A 16,998-nucleotide genomic window follows, 5' to 3' on the forward strand; every position below is an offset into this window, starting at 1 on the left:
ATCCTATCCTGCGTGCTTCCCAAAAGGGAGCGACATTCCGTGGTGCACCAGGCTGCTGGGGTTCGTCTATCTTTCGGACTTTTCCGTACCATAGATACCACGACCTTATGACCTCAGCTACAAGGAGACTATTCGACAGAAGGGGATTTTCATCCTTCCGATGGTGACAACATTTTTTGTCACGGGAGTCTCCCTTGAAAGACAGCAAAAGCAAATTAGGAACGATACACTATTTATGCCCCTTCTTCTTCTTAGTTATAATAATGGATATGTCTGACAAAGGATGGAGAGGAGGAGCACTCATTGAAAACCTTGAAGCTAGGAACAAAGATCAATATTTTGATTTTTTGCATCATTATTCTATTAACCGCTGCTTTGACGGCTGCTGCCATCATCCAAATCAAAGAGGGAATCCAAAAAGAAACGCTTGAAAGAGTCAAATCCAGTCTTTCCTTGGCCTATCGCTATCTTGACGAAAAATATGAAGGGAGTTGGATTGTAAAAGACGGAGCGCTTTATAAAGGAAGCGAGAAAATCAATGGCAACAATCAACTCGTTGACGAAATCGGAAAACTAACGGGCGGAACGGCAACGATCTTTCAAAATGAAACACGGGTTGCCACCAACATTATCGTGAACCATCGACGGGCTGTTGGCACAACCGCGCCGCCAGAAGTCGTGGAACAAGTGTTAAAGAAAGGGAACACCTTCTTCCGTGAAGTGAATATTTTACATCAATGGTATCAAGCTGCATATATGCCTATCAAAAACGATCGCGGAGAAATTATCGGGATGTTTTATGTTGGGATTCCCCAAACATATGTGGACACAGCCGTGTCTTCCCTTTTGAAAACATTGGTCCTTTCTGCAGTCATCATATTCGTGATTGCATCAGCAGCCGCAATATGGTTCTCGCGTCGCATCCATGCTCGATTGGCCGCCGTCTCTAGCGCCCTCCAGCGAGCAGGGAATGGAGACTTTACTGTTGCCATCAACGACAGAACTCGTGATGAAATTGGACAAATTGTCGAAAGCTATAACAAAATGAAAGACGATCTTTCTCAAATGCTGACCCGAGTCGCGGATGCATCAGAGCAAGTCGCCGCGGCTGCAGAGGAACTGACAGCGAGCGCGGAGCAAACAGCCTTGTCAACTGAACAAGTTTCTGTCGGCATCCAAGAAGTCGCCAGCAGAGCGGACAGCCAAAGCAGCCAAACCGATGAAATCGCCGCCGCCATGGAGCAAATGACGCAGGGCGTCTCGCAAATCGCGGAGCGCACGACAGCCATCGCCCACTTGTCCGTCCATATGACAAACTTAGCCGAAGACGGGAAAACATCTGTAGAAAAAAATGCCGAGCAGATGCAGGACATTCATCAAGCCGTGCTCCGGTCAGAACAACTGATTCACACGTTGCAGGAGCGGTCAAAAGAAATCGAAGCGGTCGTCCACACGATTCATCAAATCGCGGAGCAGACGAATCTCCTTTCCTTAAACGCCGCCATAGAAGCGGCGAGAGCAGGAGAACATGGGGCGGGATTTGCCGTCGTGGCCGATGAAGTGAGAAAATTGGCCGAACAAACGCAAGCAGCGACAAAACAAATTACCCATTTGTTGTCCAGTATCCATCAAGATGTAGAGAACACATCAACGAGCATGGAAGATGTGATGCAAAATGTTCAAGACGGCATCGATGCTTCACAAGAAACAGCAGAGAAATTCAACACAATTTTAGCAAACTCGAAAACAATCTCAGCCCAATTGGAAGACGTATCAGCATCCGTACAGCAGCTTTCAGCAGGCATACAAGAACTGGATTCAGCCGTTGCTGAACTAGCCGCTACAGCCGAAAAGACGATGGAGACGTCCAAAACAATGGCCCATTCCGCCGAAGAGCAACTCGCTTCCATGGAAGAGATTGCGTCAGCAGCCGCTTCATTGGCGAATGTATCAGAAACGTTGCAAGAAATGGTGCAAAAGTTTACGATTGCACCAAAAAACTCGCTTGATTCAAACGGGTAAAACAAAAAATGTATATGTTTTACATTCACCCTTTTTCTTTCTAAAATAAGCCATTTTTGATCATTCTGATTCAACCGGGTTCGACAGTGGCCGGGCAGACAAAATGCCTCTCATCCTTTGAGACAGAAAGGTTGGGAGGCATTTCAACCCACCCCATGGTGATTTAGGGGCAATGTTTAAAGAAGGCTTCAGCCCCAAATCTGTAAAGCACTGCGCTTATTTGACCGTCAGTTTGGTTCATGAGCAACTGAAATCGTTCTGCGTGCTTCCACAATCCTCTGCAGCTCTTCAATAGATAAATTCCCCCGATGCAACATCGCATGGCAATTTGGACAGACCGGGTGTTTTCGAACAATGCGTTTTCCTAACCTTCCTATTTGAGCGTTGAAAGGGGAATGACTCGCTTTGTTTAAAACGCGCGCTAACTCTTTTCCCGATGCGCGGCAATCTGGGAAATAATATAAGGTTCGAATCAATTCCACATCCTCTTCATGGAAAACACTTCGATCGTTTAGCATGGACAGCCATTGATCCGCTGATATCGCCAACGGCTCGTCATAAATTTTCATCGCCATCCCCCACAATGCAAAATCATGATTGGATCAAGCGAACAGCGTCACCGCTGTCCGCTTGACGAGAGCAACGCTTCTTTGACCAACTCCATCGCGTGTCCATCGTTCGGGTCATTCGTCCCCAACTCGCCGCGGAAGGCTTTCTGGAGAACGGATTGTTTTAATAAATCGAGCTTTTCCTCCACTGCCAAAACGAGTTGTTTTTCGTTCTCTAATTTTTCTAATAAGTTGTCGAGTTTCTCGGCGATGCGTTTTTGTTCGTTTAGCGGGGGGAGTGGGAAAGGCAGACTTTCAATGAGAGCACCACTTATATTTGGCTGTGCTCCACCATACGCCAATTTCGAAATTTCTGTCGAGGAACTAATCACAAAATAATTTCTATACGCTGCATATAAAATGTTATCATTAATCGTTTTGATATTTCCAACGCGTTGGTTTTGCATAGCGATTTCGTCCGAATTATATATACCTATTTTCCCAGTAGTAGCCCCAGACATTGCGATTAATAAGTCGCCTTTGCGCACCAAAAACTTTTCATTGTAGAGCTCCCTAGGAACCCTAACAGCGGTTTCGGGAGTTGTTTCCATACCATTTAAATCGGATATTCGAATTATTGGTATACCCTCATCAGAATAATCAGTGCTTTTAAATGCATATCCATTAAATAACTTGGCAACAACTCCAAATTTCACCCACACCCAATTCCCCGGCACCTCATAAGGCCATTGTTCTTTCGGAATGACGTCTTTTTCACTTAGATCATCGGATGTTTCCAATATACTTTTCTCGCTCGGATCATTTGTCCCTAATTGCCCTTTAAACGCCTTCTCCAAAATTACCGCCCGCCGCTGTTCGATCGACTCCTTCACTTCTTCAATCAGCCGCTTTGCTTCGTCGATTTTCGCAAACAGCCGCTCAATTTTATCGGCGATGCGTTTTTGTTCGTTTAGGGGGGGGAGTGGGAAAGACAGACTTTCAATGAGAGCACCACTTATATTTGGCTGTGCTCCACCATACGCCAATTTCGAAATTTCTGTCGAGGAACTAATCACAAAATAATTTCTATACGCTGCATATAAAATGTTATCATTAATCGTTTTGATATTTCCAACGCGTTGGTTTTGCATAGCGATTTCGTCCGAATTATATATACCTATTTTCCCAGTAGTAGCCCCAGACATTGCGATTAATAAGTCGCCTTTGCGCACCAAAAACTTTTCATTGTAGAGCTCTCTAGGAACCCTAACAGCGGTTTCGGGAGTTGTTTCCATACCATTTAAATCGGATATTCGAATTATTGGTATACCCTCATCAGAATAATCAGTGCTTTTAAATGCATATCCATTAAATAACTTGGCAACAACTCCAAATTTCACCCACACCCAATTCCCCGGCACTTCGTACGGCTGCTCGTCTTTGGGCACGAGCGCTTCTTCGAGCAGCTGTTCCATCGATTTTGGTTTGGCCTTGCTCATCGTTCTGACACCTCGAGTCGTTCAGCGACGTGGAGCATTTCGGTTTTTGCCGGTTCGTAGCGGGTCGGGTGTTCGGCCGCTTTCAGTTCGGCAATGACTTCATTGAGCAGCGAGATGGCGAGCTCTAATTTCTCCACCGCTTCTTCAGCCGAGTCGATCGGGTCGGGCAAGTTGTCGTACACGGACAGCGATTCGTCGGCGATGAGACCGATGTCGAGGCTGTCGCCTTTTTTGGCGATGTCGTCGCGGGTGAAGACGTTCCACCGTTCATCGTCGACTTGATGGCGGTCTTCGGCGGTGTAGGCTTTCATAAATCCGGCGAAATGGTCTTTCGTCAGCGGATTGCGCTTGCCAAACGACGGCATGTTCGTGCGAAGATCGTACACCCATACTTCTTTCGTGTTGCCCGTGTCTGTTTCCCCGCGGGTGAAGAACAAGACGTTCGTTTTCACCCCTTGGGCGTAGAAAATGCCGGTCGGCAAGCGCAAGATCGTATGGACGTTGCATTTGTCCATCAAGTCGCGGCGGATGTCGGCGCCGACGCCGCCTTCAAACAGCACGTTGTCGGGCACAACGACCGCGGCGCGCGCCTTGCCGTTTGGTCTGAGCGCCCGGTAAATGTGCTGGAGGAAGTTCAGCTGCTTGTTTGACGTCATAAACGTAAAGTCGGTCCGTGTCGCCCGTTCCCCGCCTTTTTTTGTGCCAAACGGCGGGTTTGTCAAAATGACGTCATACCCTTTCAGCTGTTCGCCAAGGGGAGAGAGCGTGTCGCCAAGCAAAATGTCGCCGTGCACATCATGCAAGAGGGCGTTCATGACCGCGAGGCGGTGCGTGTCGCGGACGAGCTCGACCCCGGAGAACGCTTCATATTTCTGGAACCGAATTTCTTCTTCCGATAAATCAAAATAGTCGTCCGTTTTCGCCCGGACGTGGCGGCTGGCGGCGATCATAAAGCCGAACGTCCCCGCCGCCGGGTCGTGGCAGCGCTCGCCGGGCTTCGGGTCAACGAGTTCGACGATGACGTCAATCAGCACGCGGGGGGTGAAATATTGCCCCGCGCCTGATTTCAATTCGCTCGCGTTTTTCTCGAGCAGCCCTTCGTACAAGGCGCCGAGCCCTTCTTCTTTCGCGTTGTACCAGTCAAGCGCGTCGATGGTGCGGATGATTTTTTCCAAGTTTTTCGGCTCACGGATGTTGGACGTCGCTTCGGTGTAAATTTGCCTTAACAGTTCGTTCTCTTCCTGCCCAAGCGCCATGAGCAGCTGTTGGTAATACGTTTTCAGCTCGATTCCATCCTTTTTGGCGAGCACGTCCCAACGGTATGGCTCGGGGATGATGTATTCTTGCCCGGTTTCTTTCATCATTTTCAAAAACAGCAAATACGTCAGCTCGGTGACATATTGGTGGTACGTGATGCCGTCGTCGCGCAAGACGTTGCACAAGTTCCACAGCTTTTGGACAATTTCTCGGTTGTTCATCTCTAGGCTTGCTCCTTCTTGGCGTAGTTGTACAAGTTTTCATTAATTTCGCGCACGATTTGCGGCAATTGACCGCCGAAAATATTGTTCAGCTGCTTAAAGCCGCCGTGGCTTTTAAACGGTTCGTAGTCAAACGCTTTTTCCGGGTCGGGATGGAGGACGTATTCTTGCAGCAGCTGTTTTTCGATCCGCTCAAGCCATTTCTTTTGCAGCGGCGGCCATGGTTTCATCCGGTAAATGGCGTTCATGGCGCGGCGAATTCGTTCTTCATGACTGATGAGCGGGTCGCCGAGCGCCTGTTGGCGGATGAAGGCGATAATGTCGGCGGCGATGTCCTCATTTTTCGCCTCCCGCCATGCCGCCTGCAGTTTTTTCTCGGAAAAGCCTCTTCGGTCAAGTTCCAATCGCAGTTGTTTCAACTCTTCCCTCGTCAGTTCGGACGGCCGCTGGCAGACAATCATCAGCGCCGGGATTTTATTCATGTTCGTGCGGATAAATTCACCGAACGCCTCTAAATAGTCGTCCGGTTTTTCCGCATTGCCGTAGCCTCGTTTGACGCCAAGCAGCTTGTCTTCATGGTGGGAAATGTATTGCTTGCGCTCGCGGTACCGGTTTTCGTCCAAATAGCGGAACATCGATTTATATTCTTTCAGCCCGTCTTTCAGTTCATCAGACGGCAGCGATTTCAGCCAGTCGATGAATTCATCGACCGTTTTTCCGCCGGAGAGCACGCGGAAATCTTCGTGCTGCCTGTCGGACCACGTCCGCTTTTTCCGTTGCATCTTCGCAATGATTTGTTCTTTTTGGTATTCCAGATGGGCGGTCTGTTCAAGCGGTTCGAGTTCATCGAACAGCTCCGTCAGCGTCGCCTGCGGGCGGGCGACGACCGGTTTCATGCTTGTATACGGCTTTAACGTTTCGTAAATGCCGACGGCGTCAAAGATGTTGAAATGGTCTTTCCCAATCTCATCGCACCGCCTTGTCGCCCGGCCGAGCATTTGTTCATACAAAATGCGCGAGCGAACGCGGCGCAAAAAGACGAGGTTCGTAATCGCCGGCACATCGACCCCTGTCGTTAACAAATCGACCGTCACCGCGATTGTCGGGTATTTTTCGTTTTTAAACCTGCGGATCGCTCCTGACGGGTCTTTGATCGATCCGGTGATTTTCATGACCGCATTGTCATCGAACTCTCCGTATATGCGCGCAAATTCTTCTTTCAGCAGCCGGACGACGAGATCAGCGTGATCGTCCGTCGCGGCAAAAATGAGCGTCTTCCCTTCATCATCCGGAGCGATATAGTTGACGAGCTCGCGAATGATGACGCGGTTAAAGCTTTCCGTTACGACTTTCGTGTTAAAGTGCGAAACATCAATGTTCAGTTCATCCTCCAAATACTCTTGCGACACCGTATGGGATACGGCGTCGTAGACATCAACCGTCTCTCCTTTCGCCCACGTAATCCCTTCCCGTTTCAGCACCGTATCAAACTGATACGGCGGCTCATGGTCGACCAAATACCCGTCGATGACCGCCTCGCGATACGAATACGTAAACACGGGCGGGCCGAAAATGTCCGTCGTATGCAAGGCGGGCGTCGCGGTCAAACCGATGCGGACGGCATCGAAGTAATCGAGCACTTGCCGATACTTGCTTACATAATCGCGATGGTCTTTAAACTCCAGCTCGATTTCGTTCATTTCTTTATCCAACGTATAGCCGCGGTGGGCTTCGTCGACGATGATGCAGTCATACTGGTCAATCGGCGGAACGTCTTCGGGACGGTCGTTGTAAAAAATGCGCTTCAACATTCCTTGAACGGTGGCGATATGCACTTTCGTCTCCGGATCGGGCTTTTGGTCGTACAGCGACTGCAAACCGTAAATCTCGGCAAACGTCTGAAAGTGCTCCATTCGGCTTTCTTTAAACGCCGCTTCCGCTTGTTCGGCGAGCGCTTTTCGGTCAACGAGAAACAAAATGCGCCGAAACCGTTTCGCTTTGAGCAAGCGGTAAATCAAGCCGATCGCCATGCGCGTTTTTCCCGTTCCCGTCGCCATGGCGACAAGCACGCTCCGGCGCTTGTCTTCAAGCGCCCGCTCAACAGCCTGAATCGCCCGCACTTGGTACGGCCGCAGTTTCAAATAATCGAACGTCTCATCGCGCAGCCGCTGTTCGGATCGTTCAATGTCTTGTTCCAGCAGCTGTTTCAACCCGTCCGGCGTATACCAGCCTTGCAGCGGGCGCGGATGGTTCGTCGATTTCCGGGCGTCCAAAAACCAAATGCCGGACTTTTGTTCAAGCTGTTTCACGTACGGACGGCCGTTGGTGGCGAACAAAAATGGAACGAAATACTCCCCCCACGGCTCGTGAATCACTTCTTGCCCATGGCGCACAACGAGACGGGCGTATTGTTTTGCCTGTTCGATATCGGCGGGGATGTCTTTGCTTGCGCGTTTCGCTTCAATGAGGCCGACCAGCTCCAAGCCGATAAAAAGAGCATAATCGGCAACCCCGTGCCGAAGCGGCCATTCGGCAATCGCCAAATTCCGCCCCTTCTCTGGCCGCGCGCCTTTGGCAAAGCGCAGTTTTTCCGAATCAGCCTCCCAGCCAGCCGCCCGCAGCTGTTCATCGATGATGAGGCGCGTCTCTGCCTCAGTCAGTTCGAAATTCGCCACCGCCCGCCGCGAATAGTCACGCCGCTTTTGTTTTTCCTCGGCACTCGTATACAGCCCCGTCTCGCGGATGTGCGAAAGCTCCGCTTCCAAGTCGGCAAGCCGCTGTTTATACGATTCGATGAGCCGATTCAGTTCATCCGTCGATTCAGACGATGGCGGCAGCGGCTCTCGATACTGGGGAGCTTCGAACGACCAGTCGCCGTACACTTCCATAAACCATACAGCTAGGCGAAACGCCATGTGCAATAGCGTCTTTGCCTCATGCACGTCCCCATAATTGGGATCATGCACCGCTTGATTGCCTTTTAAGCGGATCATCGTGAAGATGTCATATATCTCTTTTGGGATGATTTGTTCATACAGCAGCACCTTGAGGCGGTCTTGCTGATCGGTGCCGCGCTCTTCGCGAATGCCTTCGAACGCCAATATGTATTTCGTCATCGCCTCGGCCAACTTGCGCAGCTCGCTGATCGCCACGTTTGGGTTTTGATGCACATGCCGCTCGGCCGTCTCCCCTACCCGGGCAAGCACATCCCATTTTCCTTCTAGAAATTGAAAGTTATGCGCCATGTCCATCCCTCATCTTCGTCTCTTTTGCAACTTTCTTCTTTTGTTATTATCATATCATGAAAAAAAGCCCGCTGAAAACGGGCTGTTTGTGTTCACCGGCAGAGCAATAAAATTCGCAGTGTCATTGCTTCAAAGATGTGAGAATCAACTCGCGATGGCAAGGAAAGAGCAGCGCCAATGAAACATCTTTTAACAAATTCGAAATCTTTGATTGCTCATGATTTCATCAATCATCTCATCTATGTCATCCTTACGTTTCCCGCTAGTATCCAAAAGATGCTTTCGATCGAATCCTGATGCATGGAACTCATTCAGCAAAATGAGGCAGCGTTCCCCCATTTGTTGCTCGGGGGCCCTCATCTCATCCCTTTGCCTTAACGTTTTCCCATCTGCCCACAAAACAACATACATAACCGTTACGTTTAAATTCTTTACATTTTCATACAACCATATCACTTCATGAGGAAAGGCAATATAATCCACTACCACATCATTGCCGTATTTTACAAAATTTCTTGCAAGACTTAGAATATTATCCCAAATTAATGAAAGCTCTTCTTTACTTTCCCACGGTTTTTTCCGTCCATTGATATGCATATGGCTGATGTCATCGCCCGAAATATACGCACTACGCTCCAACTTGTTCGCCAATGCTGTTGAAATTGTTGATTTGCCAACCCCAGCGGGGCCTGATATGACATAGACTGTGCTTGTTTGATTATTTTTCATATGCATCCCTTTTTACCTATCTTTCAACCAAATTTTTTATAGAACGATCGACTTCTTTTTGACACTCCGCACGCCTAAATCCGTGGGATTCTTGGGTCATTCGCGTCCTCATCCATTTCTGGTTCGGACAACGCCCAAGTTTAGGGGTGTGTCATCACCCCGTCCCATCGGGTTAAGCTGTACCCCCATGGGCGGCGCACCTGTGACCAGTGCGCTAGGTTAGGAGGCGAAACCCGAAATCGCTTTGGCGATGTTGATCGCGCCATTCAAGTCGGCGTGGAGGGTGTATCCGCATTGTTTACACTGAAAGTGGATGCCATTGCGATTTCCCTTTTCCCGATGTCCACATTTACACGTTTGGCTCGTGTAGGTTGGATCCACCCACTCCACCCGAATGCCTGCCATTTCCGCTTTATAGGCAATCATCGTTTGCAGTTGGTGAAATGCCCAAGCATGAAGGCTTCGCCCCGCTTCTTTGGCCGATTTGGCCCGTTTCCGAATCCCCGTCAACGCTTCCATCCGAATCACGCCAACACCGTTGGCGAGGGCAAAATTCACGAGTTGACGGCTGATTTTGTGATTTTGATCCTTCATCCAGCGGGACTCTTTACGGCCGATTTTGCGAATCATATGGAGCTTTTTGGCTTTGCCCAACGTTCGCCGCAAAGCCGCATAGCGTCGGCGCACAAAGGCGCATTGGTTCCCTTTGAAAAACAACGATTTCGTTCCCACGCTGGCCACGGCGATATAGCGAAGTCCCAAATCAACGCCCATTGCCTTTGTTTCGTGCTGTGGCTTCACGTCAAAGGTGATCGCGATCGCCAAATACCATCTCGTTCTCTTTTTGTAGAGCTTGGCGGCCCCTTGTTTGGCGGTTCCGTCCAACAGCCGCTTCAGCCACCCTTCTTGATAGGGGCGCGCAACCACTGGCACGCCAATTCGCTTCTCCAGTGTGGGGAAGGAAACCGTGTAGAACGCTCCTTTCTTTTCCACCTTCACGTTTTGATTGTTAAAGCAACACCAGAATGTTCGGAACTTCTTTGCCTTTTGTTTTTTCTTTTGGGACTTCACTTCTCGAATCGTCTGATTGACGACGGCGGAAGGAAACCGCTGCGACGAAAACGTTTTAAAAATTTTGCTCGTCGCTTGATTCAGTTCGGGATGATTCAACAGCCAATTCGCAAACGCGGTATTCACTGCTGTCATCCGTTCATACATATCTTGTTTGGCTTTCGTTGGCTTGTGCAGCTCCAGCCTTAGGGTGATCGTCGGCATGGATTCACCCCCTTTTCTTTTGAGATTCCACATAACGTTTTATTGTCTCACTTGATACATTCCCTGCTGTACTAACGAAGAAAGAGCGTGTCCAAAGACTCGGCAGATGAGACAAGTGTTGAAATTCTTGTCTTAATCGTCTGGAAGTCGCTCCTTTCACTTTTGCCATCATATCTGATGGAGAATCAGAAGGGAGGCAATTCAAGAACAAATGACAATGATCAGGCATCACTTCCATAGCAAGGATGATCCAATCATTCTCCTGGCAAATTTCTTCTACTAACTGCTTGAATCGCTCTTCCACTCTGCCCACTAACACCTTTCTTCGATACCGTGGACAGAAAACAAAATGATAGTTAATCAACGATACAATTGTTTTCGTTCTTCGATATTCTTGTTCCATATTATTAATTGTATCGGTTTAATGGTTATACTGAAACGCCATACCGCCAAGATACGGTTGCTTTTGCCATTCTTGTATCGGTTTAATGGTTATACTGAAACCCTTAAAGATAAACATTGTTGCGCTAAACAATCCCATTAAGGGATTTACCGAGCAACACCGTCTTTCATCCCACGATTGAAACCGTGGGCTTTCATACGGTTTTTTCTGTAAATGTTTTCGCTAAACATAGTCTCCCACATACAACCCAAACATTCAAATTAAAAACGACAACATAAACAAAAAAATCCCTTTAAGCCTTGCAGCTCAAGGGATTTCACTTGATGATTCCGACTGGGCTCGAACCAGCGACCTCCACCCTGTCAAGGTGGCGCTCTCCCAGCTGAGCTACGGAATCATATGTTGTTGTTCACTGTTAAACACATTTTTAATTATATAAACGGGAATACAGGTTGTCAACTATTTTTTTAAAAAATGAGTGTTCACCGTGAAAAAGGGGAAGCTCGTGCCGCCCCCTATCAAAACAACCCGCTCTCAAACGGCTCGAGCAAAAGCGGGGTGTACCGGCGGCGGGCGGATTCGTACTGCGTGATGATGCGGCAGCGCTGCTGTTCGGCAAGGGGGGCAGGGAGATCAGCTCGGTGGCAAGCTGCAAGCTGGCCGTCGAGATGACGCAGCGTTCAAGGGCGCGTGAGACGGCGAAGTCGAATGTTTTTATTGGCACAGCTTCAACAAATCCTCAATGTGCTCGTTAACGTGCAAACCGCTTTTCAGCAACGGCTGCCAGCTGTTTCCCTCACGACAATAGAACCTCCGACCATTTCCTCTGTCTTGCATCCCGTCAGCTTACTGCTTACCCATATGAAACGGGAGGAAAAAGAAGTGTATCAACCGATCGTTCATAACGTCTATCACGAGCGCATTGATGGCAAGGGATATCCGGACGGCTTAACAGGCGACGACATTCCGTTGTTTGGCAAAATCATCGCGGTGGCCGATGCATTTGACGCCATGACTTCGGATCGTCCGTACCGTAAAGGGATGGATATTCATCAAGCGGCAGACATCTTGAGAAAAGGAAAGGGAACCCAGTGGGACGGCGAACTCGTCGATCTCTTTTTGAAACACTTAAAAGAGGAGCGGCTGTTGTCAACCTCAGCGGCATCTTGACCCGCCCGCCGAGCTGTGAAGGCTTGGCGGGCTGATGGCTATGTCGTTGAAACCGATGGCCGCTCTTTCACAAACGACAGCGCCTGCTCAAAATCGGCGATCAAATCGTTGACATCCTCCAGTCCGACGCTCAGCCGCAGCAAGCCGTCGGTGATGCCGCGACGAAGCCGCTCGTCTTTCGGCATGGCGGCGTGCGACATTTTCGCCGGGTGCGATAAAATCGACTCGACCGCGCCAAGGCTGACGGCGAACACGGGCAGGCGGACGTTGCGGACGAACGTCCGGGCCGCTTCTTCATCGGCCAAGCGGAACGACAGCACGGCGCCAAACCCGTCCGCTTGATGGCGCTGGATGTCATGGCCTGGGTGGTTCTCGAGCCCCGGATAATACACTTCTTCGACCTTTGGGTGACAAGCCAAATATTGGGCGATGGCGGCCGCTGATTCAGATGACTGCTTCAGCCGGACGTGGAGCGTTTTTAATCCGCGCAGCACAAGCCACGCATCTTGGACGCCAAGGACAGCGCCAAATGCGTTTTGCAGTTTGTACAGCTCTTTTCCCAACTCTTCATCTTTCACGACCGCCAGCCCGGCGACGACGTCGCTATGGCCGGCTAAAAACTTCGTGGCGCTGTGAAGGACAATATCGACGCCAAGGTCAAGCGGCCGCTGCAGCGCCGGCGTCATGAACGTATTATCCAAGAACGTCAAACAGCCGTGCGCTTTCGCCAGCTTGACGACGCCTTGAATGTCGGTCACTTTTAACAGCGGATTGGACGGCGTTTCCATATAAATGACTTTCGTGTTCGGACGAATGTTTTCCGCTACTGTGTTTAAATCCGTCATATCGACAAACGTATGCTCGATGCCAAAGCGGGTCAACACTTCCGTGATCATCCGGTACGTGCCGCCGTAGACGTCTTCAGTCACGAGGACGTGGTCGCCTCGGGACAAGAGCAAAAACGCCGTCGAAATGGCGGCCATGCCAGAAGCGAAGGCGAATCCGCGCACGCCGCCTTCTAACGCCGCGATCGTTTCCTCGAGCGCCTCGCGCGTCGGGTTGCCGGAGCGGCTGTAGTCGTATTTGCCGAATAAATCGAAATCGAACTGATGGAACGTGGAGGCGTGCTGGATCGGCACGCTCACCGCCCCCGTCTCGCGGTCGACTTTCCATTCGTTATGGAGCAGTTTCGTCGAAAACGCCCATTCCCGTTCCATCGCTTACACCTCTTTCATGTTTTTCAATGCCTGCGCCAAGTCGGCGATCAAATCGTCAGCGTGCTCAATGCCGACCGAGAAACGGAGCAGCCGGTTGCAAACACCGTTTTGGATGCGGATTTCCTCAGGAATGTCCGCATGCGTCTGCGTCGCCGGGTACGTGATGAAGCTTTCGACTCCGCCCAGGCTTTCCGCGAACGTAATGAGGCGCAAGCTTTTTAAAAACCCGTTCACCCACTTTTCATCGGCAATCCGGAACGACAGCATCCCGCCTCTTCCCGGATACAACACATCGGTGACATCTTCATGTTCGCGCAAAAAGGCGCTGATGCGCTTGGCGTTTTCTTCATGTTGGCGCATCCGCAGCGCCAGCGTTTTCATCCCGCGAATCAACAGCCACGAATCAAACGGCGACAAAACCGCGCCGATGGCGTTCTGATACTCGGCCAGGCGTTGACAGAGCTCCTCGCCCTTGGCGACGACAAGGCCAGCCAAGACGTCGTTATGGCCGCCTAAATATTTCGTGGCGCTGTGGATGACAATATCGGCGCCTTGTTCGATCGGGCGTTGAAGCACCGGTGTATAAAACGTGTTGTCAACGATCAACAAAAGCCCGTGCCGCTTGGCGAGCTCGGAGACGGCGCGGATATCGGTCTCATGCATAAGCGGGTTCGTCGGTGTTTCCAAGAAAATCGCTTTCGTTTTTTCGGTGATACACGCTTCCACCGCAGCGAGATCGGTAAAATCGACGTAATGGAACCCAAGACCGTACTTGCGCCAGCCGCGCTCAAACAGGCGGTACGTGCCGCCGTAAAGGTCGGCCGATACGAGAAACTCGTCTCCGCTCTCAAACAAGGCGAGCACCGTCTGAATGGCGGCCATGCCGGAGCTGAACGCATAACCTTGGTCGCCGCCTTCCAGTCTCGCGATCGCTTCTTCGACGATTTTGCGCGTCGGGTTGCCGGTGCGGATGTAGTCAAACCCGGTCGACTCTCCGATGCCGGCATGACGGTAGGCGGTGGAAAAATAAACCGGCGGGTTGACCGTCCCCGTCACCGTTTCGCTCCGGTTGCCAATTTGCGCTAACAACGTCTCCAGTTTCTCCATCTCATCTCTCTCCTTCTGCTGAAAATTCCATCATGGATCAACGGCCGACCACTTAATGCCCAACGAAGCACCACTGTCCGTTGGGCAGCGGCCAAGCGCCTTCGTCCGAAACCGCCTCGCGGTTGATGGAAGCGGCCGCTTGAGTAAATAAAAAAAGTCTTCTAAGAAGAAGACTTTTCCATACGCACATGGTCATGCTTCTTCTTATCTGCCGAATTGAATGCTCAATTCGCTGGATTTAGCACCTGGCCGCCGGGCGGCTGGTTGCTGAAGCTTCATTGGGCCAGTTCCCTCCGCTTCTCTTGATAAGAATGGGACGCGTATTCAATTTTTTTAAATTTAATAAAAATGTAACGCATTCCCCACGTTTTTGCAAGCCATTTTTTTGTCAGCGGTGCGATTCGGCAAATTCGCGAAAAATTCGAGCCCTTCATTAACATCTTTGGGCGCAAATATGTTACAATAACAGATGAACTTACGCTTTCATGGAGGATGGTCATGGCGACAGCAACAGGAACGATGCGCGACTGCAAGTTGTACAGCGGAGAGCTGCAAGAAGAAATCGAACTGCTCATCTACTTGCCAAGCAATTTTTCGCCGCTTTACAAATATTCTTTATTAATCGCGCAAGACGGCAAAGATTATTTTATGTATGGAAAAATGAAAACCGTCATCGAAACGCTGATGGCAGAAGGAACAATCGACCGGACGATCGTCGTCGGCATCCCGTATCGGAACGTCAACGACCGCTACGAGAAATACCACCCGGAAGGACGAAAGCACGAAGCATACCTTCGTTTTTTAGCCCATGAGCTCGTCCCGTTTTTGGACCGCGAACTGCCGACATACCAAATGGGCAAAGGCCGGGCGCTGATCGGCGATTCGCTCGGCGGAACGGTGTCGCTTCTAGCCGGGTTGTTGTATCCGCATACATTTGGGAAAATCGCCATGCAGTCCCCCTATATCGATGACTCGGTATTGGCGCGCATCCGCTCATTCCGCGATCCATCGCTCCTTTCGCTTTACCATTCTGTTGGCACAGAGGAAACAGCGGTGAAAACGACGGATGGCCATGTGCGCGATTTTATCACCCCGAATCGAATGGCGCGGGACTTGTTTATGGAAAAACGGTTTGCTTATACGTACCATGAGTTCGAAGGCGGCCATGCGTGGACGTATTGGCAGCCGGATGTCCCCCGAGCCGTAGCCGCTGTTTTATCATTATAGGACAAAACGGAGCAACTTCAAAGATGTCGAAGCCGCCGCATCCATTCCGTGCGTTTCCTGTGCATGGAAAAAGAACTGGTTCAAGGAGGGAAAACAAAATGAAGTACGGCATTGTGATCTTTCCGCCAAAACGGATTCAGGACTTCGCCAACTCGTACCGGAAACGGTACGACAGCCATTACGCCCTCATCCCGCCGCATATTACGCTGAAATACCCATTTGAAGCGGATGAGGAGCAAATAAAAAAAATGGCGAAAGAGTTGCGCCGCATTGCGGCGGAAACACCTCCCATTCCGATCAAAGTGACGAAATTCAGCTCGTTTTACCCGACAAGCAACATCATTTATTTGAAGGTGGAACCAAACGACGTGCTCGAGCGCCTTCATGAACAACTGCACAGCGGCTTGTTCGCCGGAAAGCCGGAGTTTGTGTTCGTGCCTCACATTACGATCGGCCGCGATTTGCCGGGCGCAGAATATGCGGACGTCTACAGCCAGCTGAAGCTGCAAGATGTGCACTTCGAGGAGACCGTCGACCGCTTCCATCTTCTCTATCAGCTGGAAAACGGCTCGTGGACCGTCTATGAAACGTTTATCGTCGGAGGAAAGGAAACGGTCTGAGATGAACATTGCGATTGGCACAACGCAAGATCGCGCTTTGTACGAAGACGCCTTGCGCGTCCGCCGGCTCGTATTCATTGAGGAGCAAAACGTGCCGGAAGACGAGGAAATCGACGCATTCGAGGACGACTCGTTCCACCTCGTCCTGTATGATGGCCAAACACCGGTGGGTGCTGGGCGACTCCGTTTCATTGACGAAGGCGTCGGCAAAATCGAGCGCATTTGCGTCCTGCCGTCCTACCGCGGCCGCGGCGCCGGACGGATGGTGATGGAAGCGATCGAACAGCTGGCGAAAACAAAAGGGGCGAAAACGGCGAAACTGAACGCCCAGACGCACGCAGAACCGTTTTACCAAAAGCTCGGCTATACGACCGTCTCCGGCGTCTTTATGGACGCCGGCATCCCACATGTCACGATGGTGAAATCGCTCGAATGATGGCCATAGAACAGCCTCGTCT

14 protein-coding genes, 1 tRNA gene and 1 riboswitch are annotated in these 16,998 nt (G+C 50.5%); of the genes, 5 read left to right on the forward strand and 10 right to left on the reverse strand.

The window, feature by feature from the left end:
- Positions 1–303: 303 nt before the first annotated feature.
- On the forward strand, positions 304–2,022 hold the full coding sequence (locus BRO54_RS09365; protein WP_044743661.1) for a methyl-accepting chemotaxis protein: 1,719 nt from the start codon (positions 304–306) through the stop codon (positions 2,020–2,022).
- Positions 2,023–2,249: 227 nt separating this feature from the next.
- On the opposite strand, the gene BRO54_RS19470 is transcribed toward BRO54_RS09365, so the two are convergent.
- The 8 genes from BRO54_RS19470 to BRO54_RS09400 all read right to left on the reverse strand — a co-directional run bounded on the left by BRO54_RS19470 (position 2,250) and on the right by BRO54_RS09400 (position 11,596).
- Positions 2,250–2,591 carry a hypothetical protein gene (locus BRO54_RS19470; RefSeq protein ID WP_044743662.1) on the reverse strand — a complete coding sequence of 114 codons (342 nt, stop codon included), beginning with the start codon at positions 2,589–2,591 and terminating at the stop codon, positions 2,250–2,252.
- Between the two features lie 47 nt (positions 2,592–2,638).
- Complete coding sequence (locus tag BRO54_RS09370) at positions 2,639–4,069, reverse strand: restriction endonuclease subunit S (protein WP_074043773.1); 1,431 nt, start codon at positions 4,067–4,069, stop codon at positions 2,639–2,641.
- Complete coding sequence (locus BRO54_RS09375) at positions 4,066–5,547, reverse strand: class I SAM-dependent DNA methyltransferase (RefSeq protein WP_074043774.1); 1,482 nt, start codon at positions 5,545–5,547, stop codon at positions 4,066–4,068. The genes BRO54_RS09370 and BRO54_RS09375 overlap by 4 nt, the downstream gene beginning before the upstream one ends.
- A gap of 2 nt (positions 5,548–5,549) precedes the next feature.
- A complete protein-coding gene (gene hsdR / locus BRO54_RS09380; protein ID WP_074043792.1) occupies positions 5,550–8,792 on the reverse strand; it encodes a type I restriction-modification system endonuclease in 3,243 nt (1,080 codons plus the stop codon).
- A gap of 189 nt (positions 8,793–8,981) precedes the next feature.
- Positions 8,982–9,527: a P-loop nucleotide/nucleoside kinase family protein gene (locus tag BRO54_RS09385; RefSeq protein WP_066232106.1), complete on the reverse strand. Its 546-nt coding sequence runs from the start codon at positions 9,525–9,527 to the stop codon at positions 8,982–8,984.
- A gap of 213 nt (positions 9,528–9,740) precedes the next feature.
- On the reverse strand, positions 9,741–10,796 hold the full coding sequence (locus BRO54_RS09390) for an RNA-guided endonuclease TnpB family protein (RefSeq protein WP_074043775.1): 1,056 nt from the start codon (positions 10,794–10,796) through the stop codon (positions 9,741–9,743).
- 4 nt (positions 10,797–10,800) lie between these two features.
- Complete coding sequence (gene tnpA, locus BRO54_RS09395) at positions 10,801–11,199, reverse strand: IS200/IS605 family transposase (RefSeq protein ID WP_074043776.1); 399 nt, start codon at positions 11,197–11,199, stop codon at positions 10,801–10,803.
- 324 nt (positions 11,200–11,523) lie between these two features.
- Positions 11,524–11,596 (reverse strand) — tRNA-Val (locus tag BRO54_RS09400).
- A 311-nt stretch (positions 11,597–11,907) separates the two neighbouring features.
- Here BRO54_RS09400 and BRO54_RS20805 point away from each other — a divergent pair.
- A complete protein-coding gene (locus tag BRO54_RS20805; RefSeq protein ID WP_066232113.1) occupies positions 11,908–12,369 on the forward strand; it encodes an HD domain-containing phosphohydrolase in 462 nt (153 codons plus the stop codon).
- 38 nt (positions 12,370–12,407) lie between these two features.
- Here the strand turns inward: BRO54_RS20805 and metC are convergent, their stop codons facing one another.
- Positions 12,408–13,586 (reverse strand): cystathionine beta-lyase, encoded by a 1,179-nt coding sequence (gene metC / locus BRO54_RS09410; protein WP_074043777.1) that lies wholly within the window; start codon positions 13,584–13,586, stop codon positions 12,408–12,410.
- Between the two features lie 3 nt (positions 13,587–13,589).
- A complete protein-coding gene (locus BRO54_RS09415; RefSeq protein ID WP_074043778.1) occupies positions 13,590–14,693 on the reverse strand; it encodes a methionine biosynthesis PLP-dependent protein in 1,104 nt (367 codons plus the stop codon).
- 201 nt (positions 14,694–14,894) lie between these two features.
- Positions 14,895–15,005, reverse strand: a riboswitch (SAM riboswitch).
- Positions 15,006–15,191: 186 nt separating this feature from the next.
- Here BRO54_RS09415 and BRO54_RS09420 point away from each other — a divergent pair.
- The 3 genes from BRO54_RS09420 (at position 15,192) to BRO54_RS09430 (ending at position 16,976) form a co-directional block, all read left to right on the forward strand.
- Positions 15,192–15,920 carry an alpha/beta hydrolase gene (locus BRO54_RS09420; RefSeq protein WP_025038942.1) on the forward strand — a complete coding sequence of 243 codons (729 nt, stop codon included), beginning with the start codon at positions 15,192–15,194 and terminating at the stop codon, positions 15,918–15,920.
- A gap of 98 nt (positions 15,921–16,018) precedes the next feature.
- Complete coding sequence (locus BRO54_RS09425) at positions 16,019–16,540, forward strand: YjcG family protein (RefSeq protein ID WP_011230365.1); 522 nt, start codon at positions 16,019–16,021, stop codon at positions 16,538–16,540.
- Between the two features lies 1 nt (position 16,541).
- Positions 16,542–16,976 (forward strand): GNAT family N-acetyltransferase, encoded by a 435-nt coding sequence (locus BRO54_RS09430; protein ID WP_011230364.1) that lies wholly within the window; start codon positions 16,542–16,544, stop codon positions 16,974–16,976.
- The last annotated feature ends 22 nt before the right edge of the window (positions 16,977–16,998 follow it).

The organism is Geobacillus proteiniphilus, assembly GCF_001908025.1.
GTDB classification, from domain to species: Bacteria; Bacillota; Bacilli; order Bacillales; family Anoxybacillaceae; genus Geobacillus; species Geobacillus proteiniphilus.

Excerpts from the sequence above, each read along its gene's own strand:
- BRO54_RS09390 (WP_074043775.1), bottom strand. The coding sequence starts at position 10,796 with ATGCCGACGATCACCCTAAGGCTGGAGCTGCACAAGCCAACGAAAGCC.
- BRO54_RS09420 (WP_025038942.1), top strand. The coding sequence starts at position 15,192 with ATGGCGACAGCAACAGGAACGATGCGCGACTGCAAGTTGTACAGCGGA.
- metC (WP_074043777.1), bottom strand. The coding sequence starts at position 13,586 with ATGGAACGGGAATGGGCGTTTTCGACGAAACTGCTCCATAACGAATGG.
- BRO54_RS09375 (WP_074043774.1), bottom strand. The coding sequence starts at position 5,547 with ATGAACAACCGAGAAATTGTCCAAAAGCTGTGGAACTTGTGCAACGTC.
- BRO54_RS19470 (WP_044743662.1), bottom strand. The coding sequence starts at position 2,591 with ATGAAAATTTATGACGAGCCGTTGGCGATATCAGCGGATCAATGGCTG.
- BRO54_RS09425 (WP_011230365.1), top strand. The coding sequence starts at position 16,019 with ATGAAGTACGGCATTGTGATCTTTCCGCCAAAACGGATTCAGGACTTC.
- BRO54_RS20805 (WP_066232113.1), top strand. The coding sequence starts at position 11,908 with ATGTTTTTATTGGCACAGCTTCAACAAATCCTCAATGTGCTCGTTAAC.
- BRO54_RS09430 (WP_011230364.1), top strand. The coding sequence starts at position 16,542 with ATGAACATTGCGATTGGCACAACGCAAGATCGCGCTTTGTACGAAGAC.
- tnpA (WP_074043776.1), bottom strand. The coding sequence starts at position 11,199 with ATGGAACAAGAATATCGAAGAACGAAAACAATTGTATCGTTGATTAAC.
- BRO54_RS09370 (WP_074043773.1), bottom strand. The coding sequence starts at position 4,069 with ATGAGCAAGGCCAAACCAAAATCGATGGAACAGCTGCTCGAAGAAGCG.
- hsdR (WP_074043792.1), bottom strand. The coding sequence starts at position 8,792 with ATGGCGCATAACTTTCAATTTCTAGAAGGAAAATGGGATGTGCTTGCC.
- BRO54_RS09385 (WP_066232106.1), bottom strand. The coding sequence starts at position 9,527 with ATGCATATGAAAAATAATCAAACAAGCACAGTCTATGTCATATCAGGC.
- BRO54_RS09415 (WP_074043778.1), bottom strand. The coding sequence starts at position 14,693 with ATGGAGAAACTGGAGACGTTGTTAGCGCAAATTGGCAACCGGAGCGAA.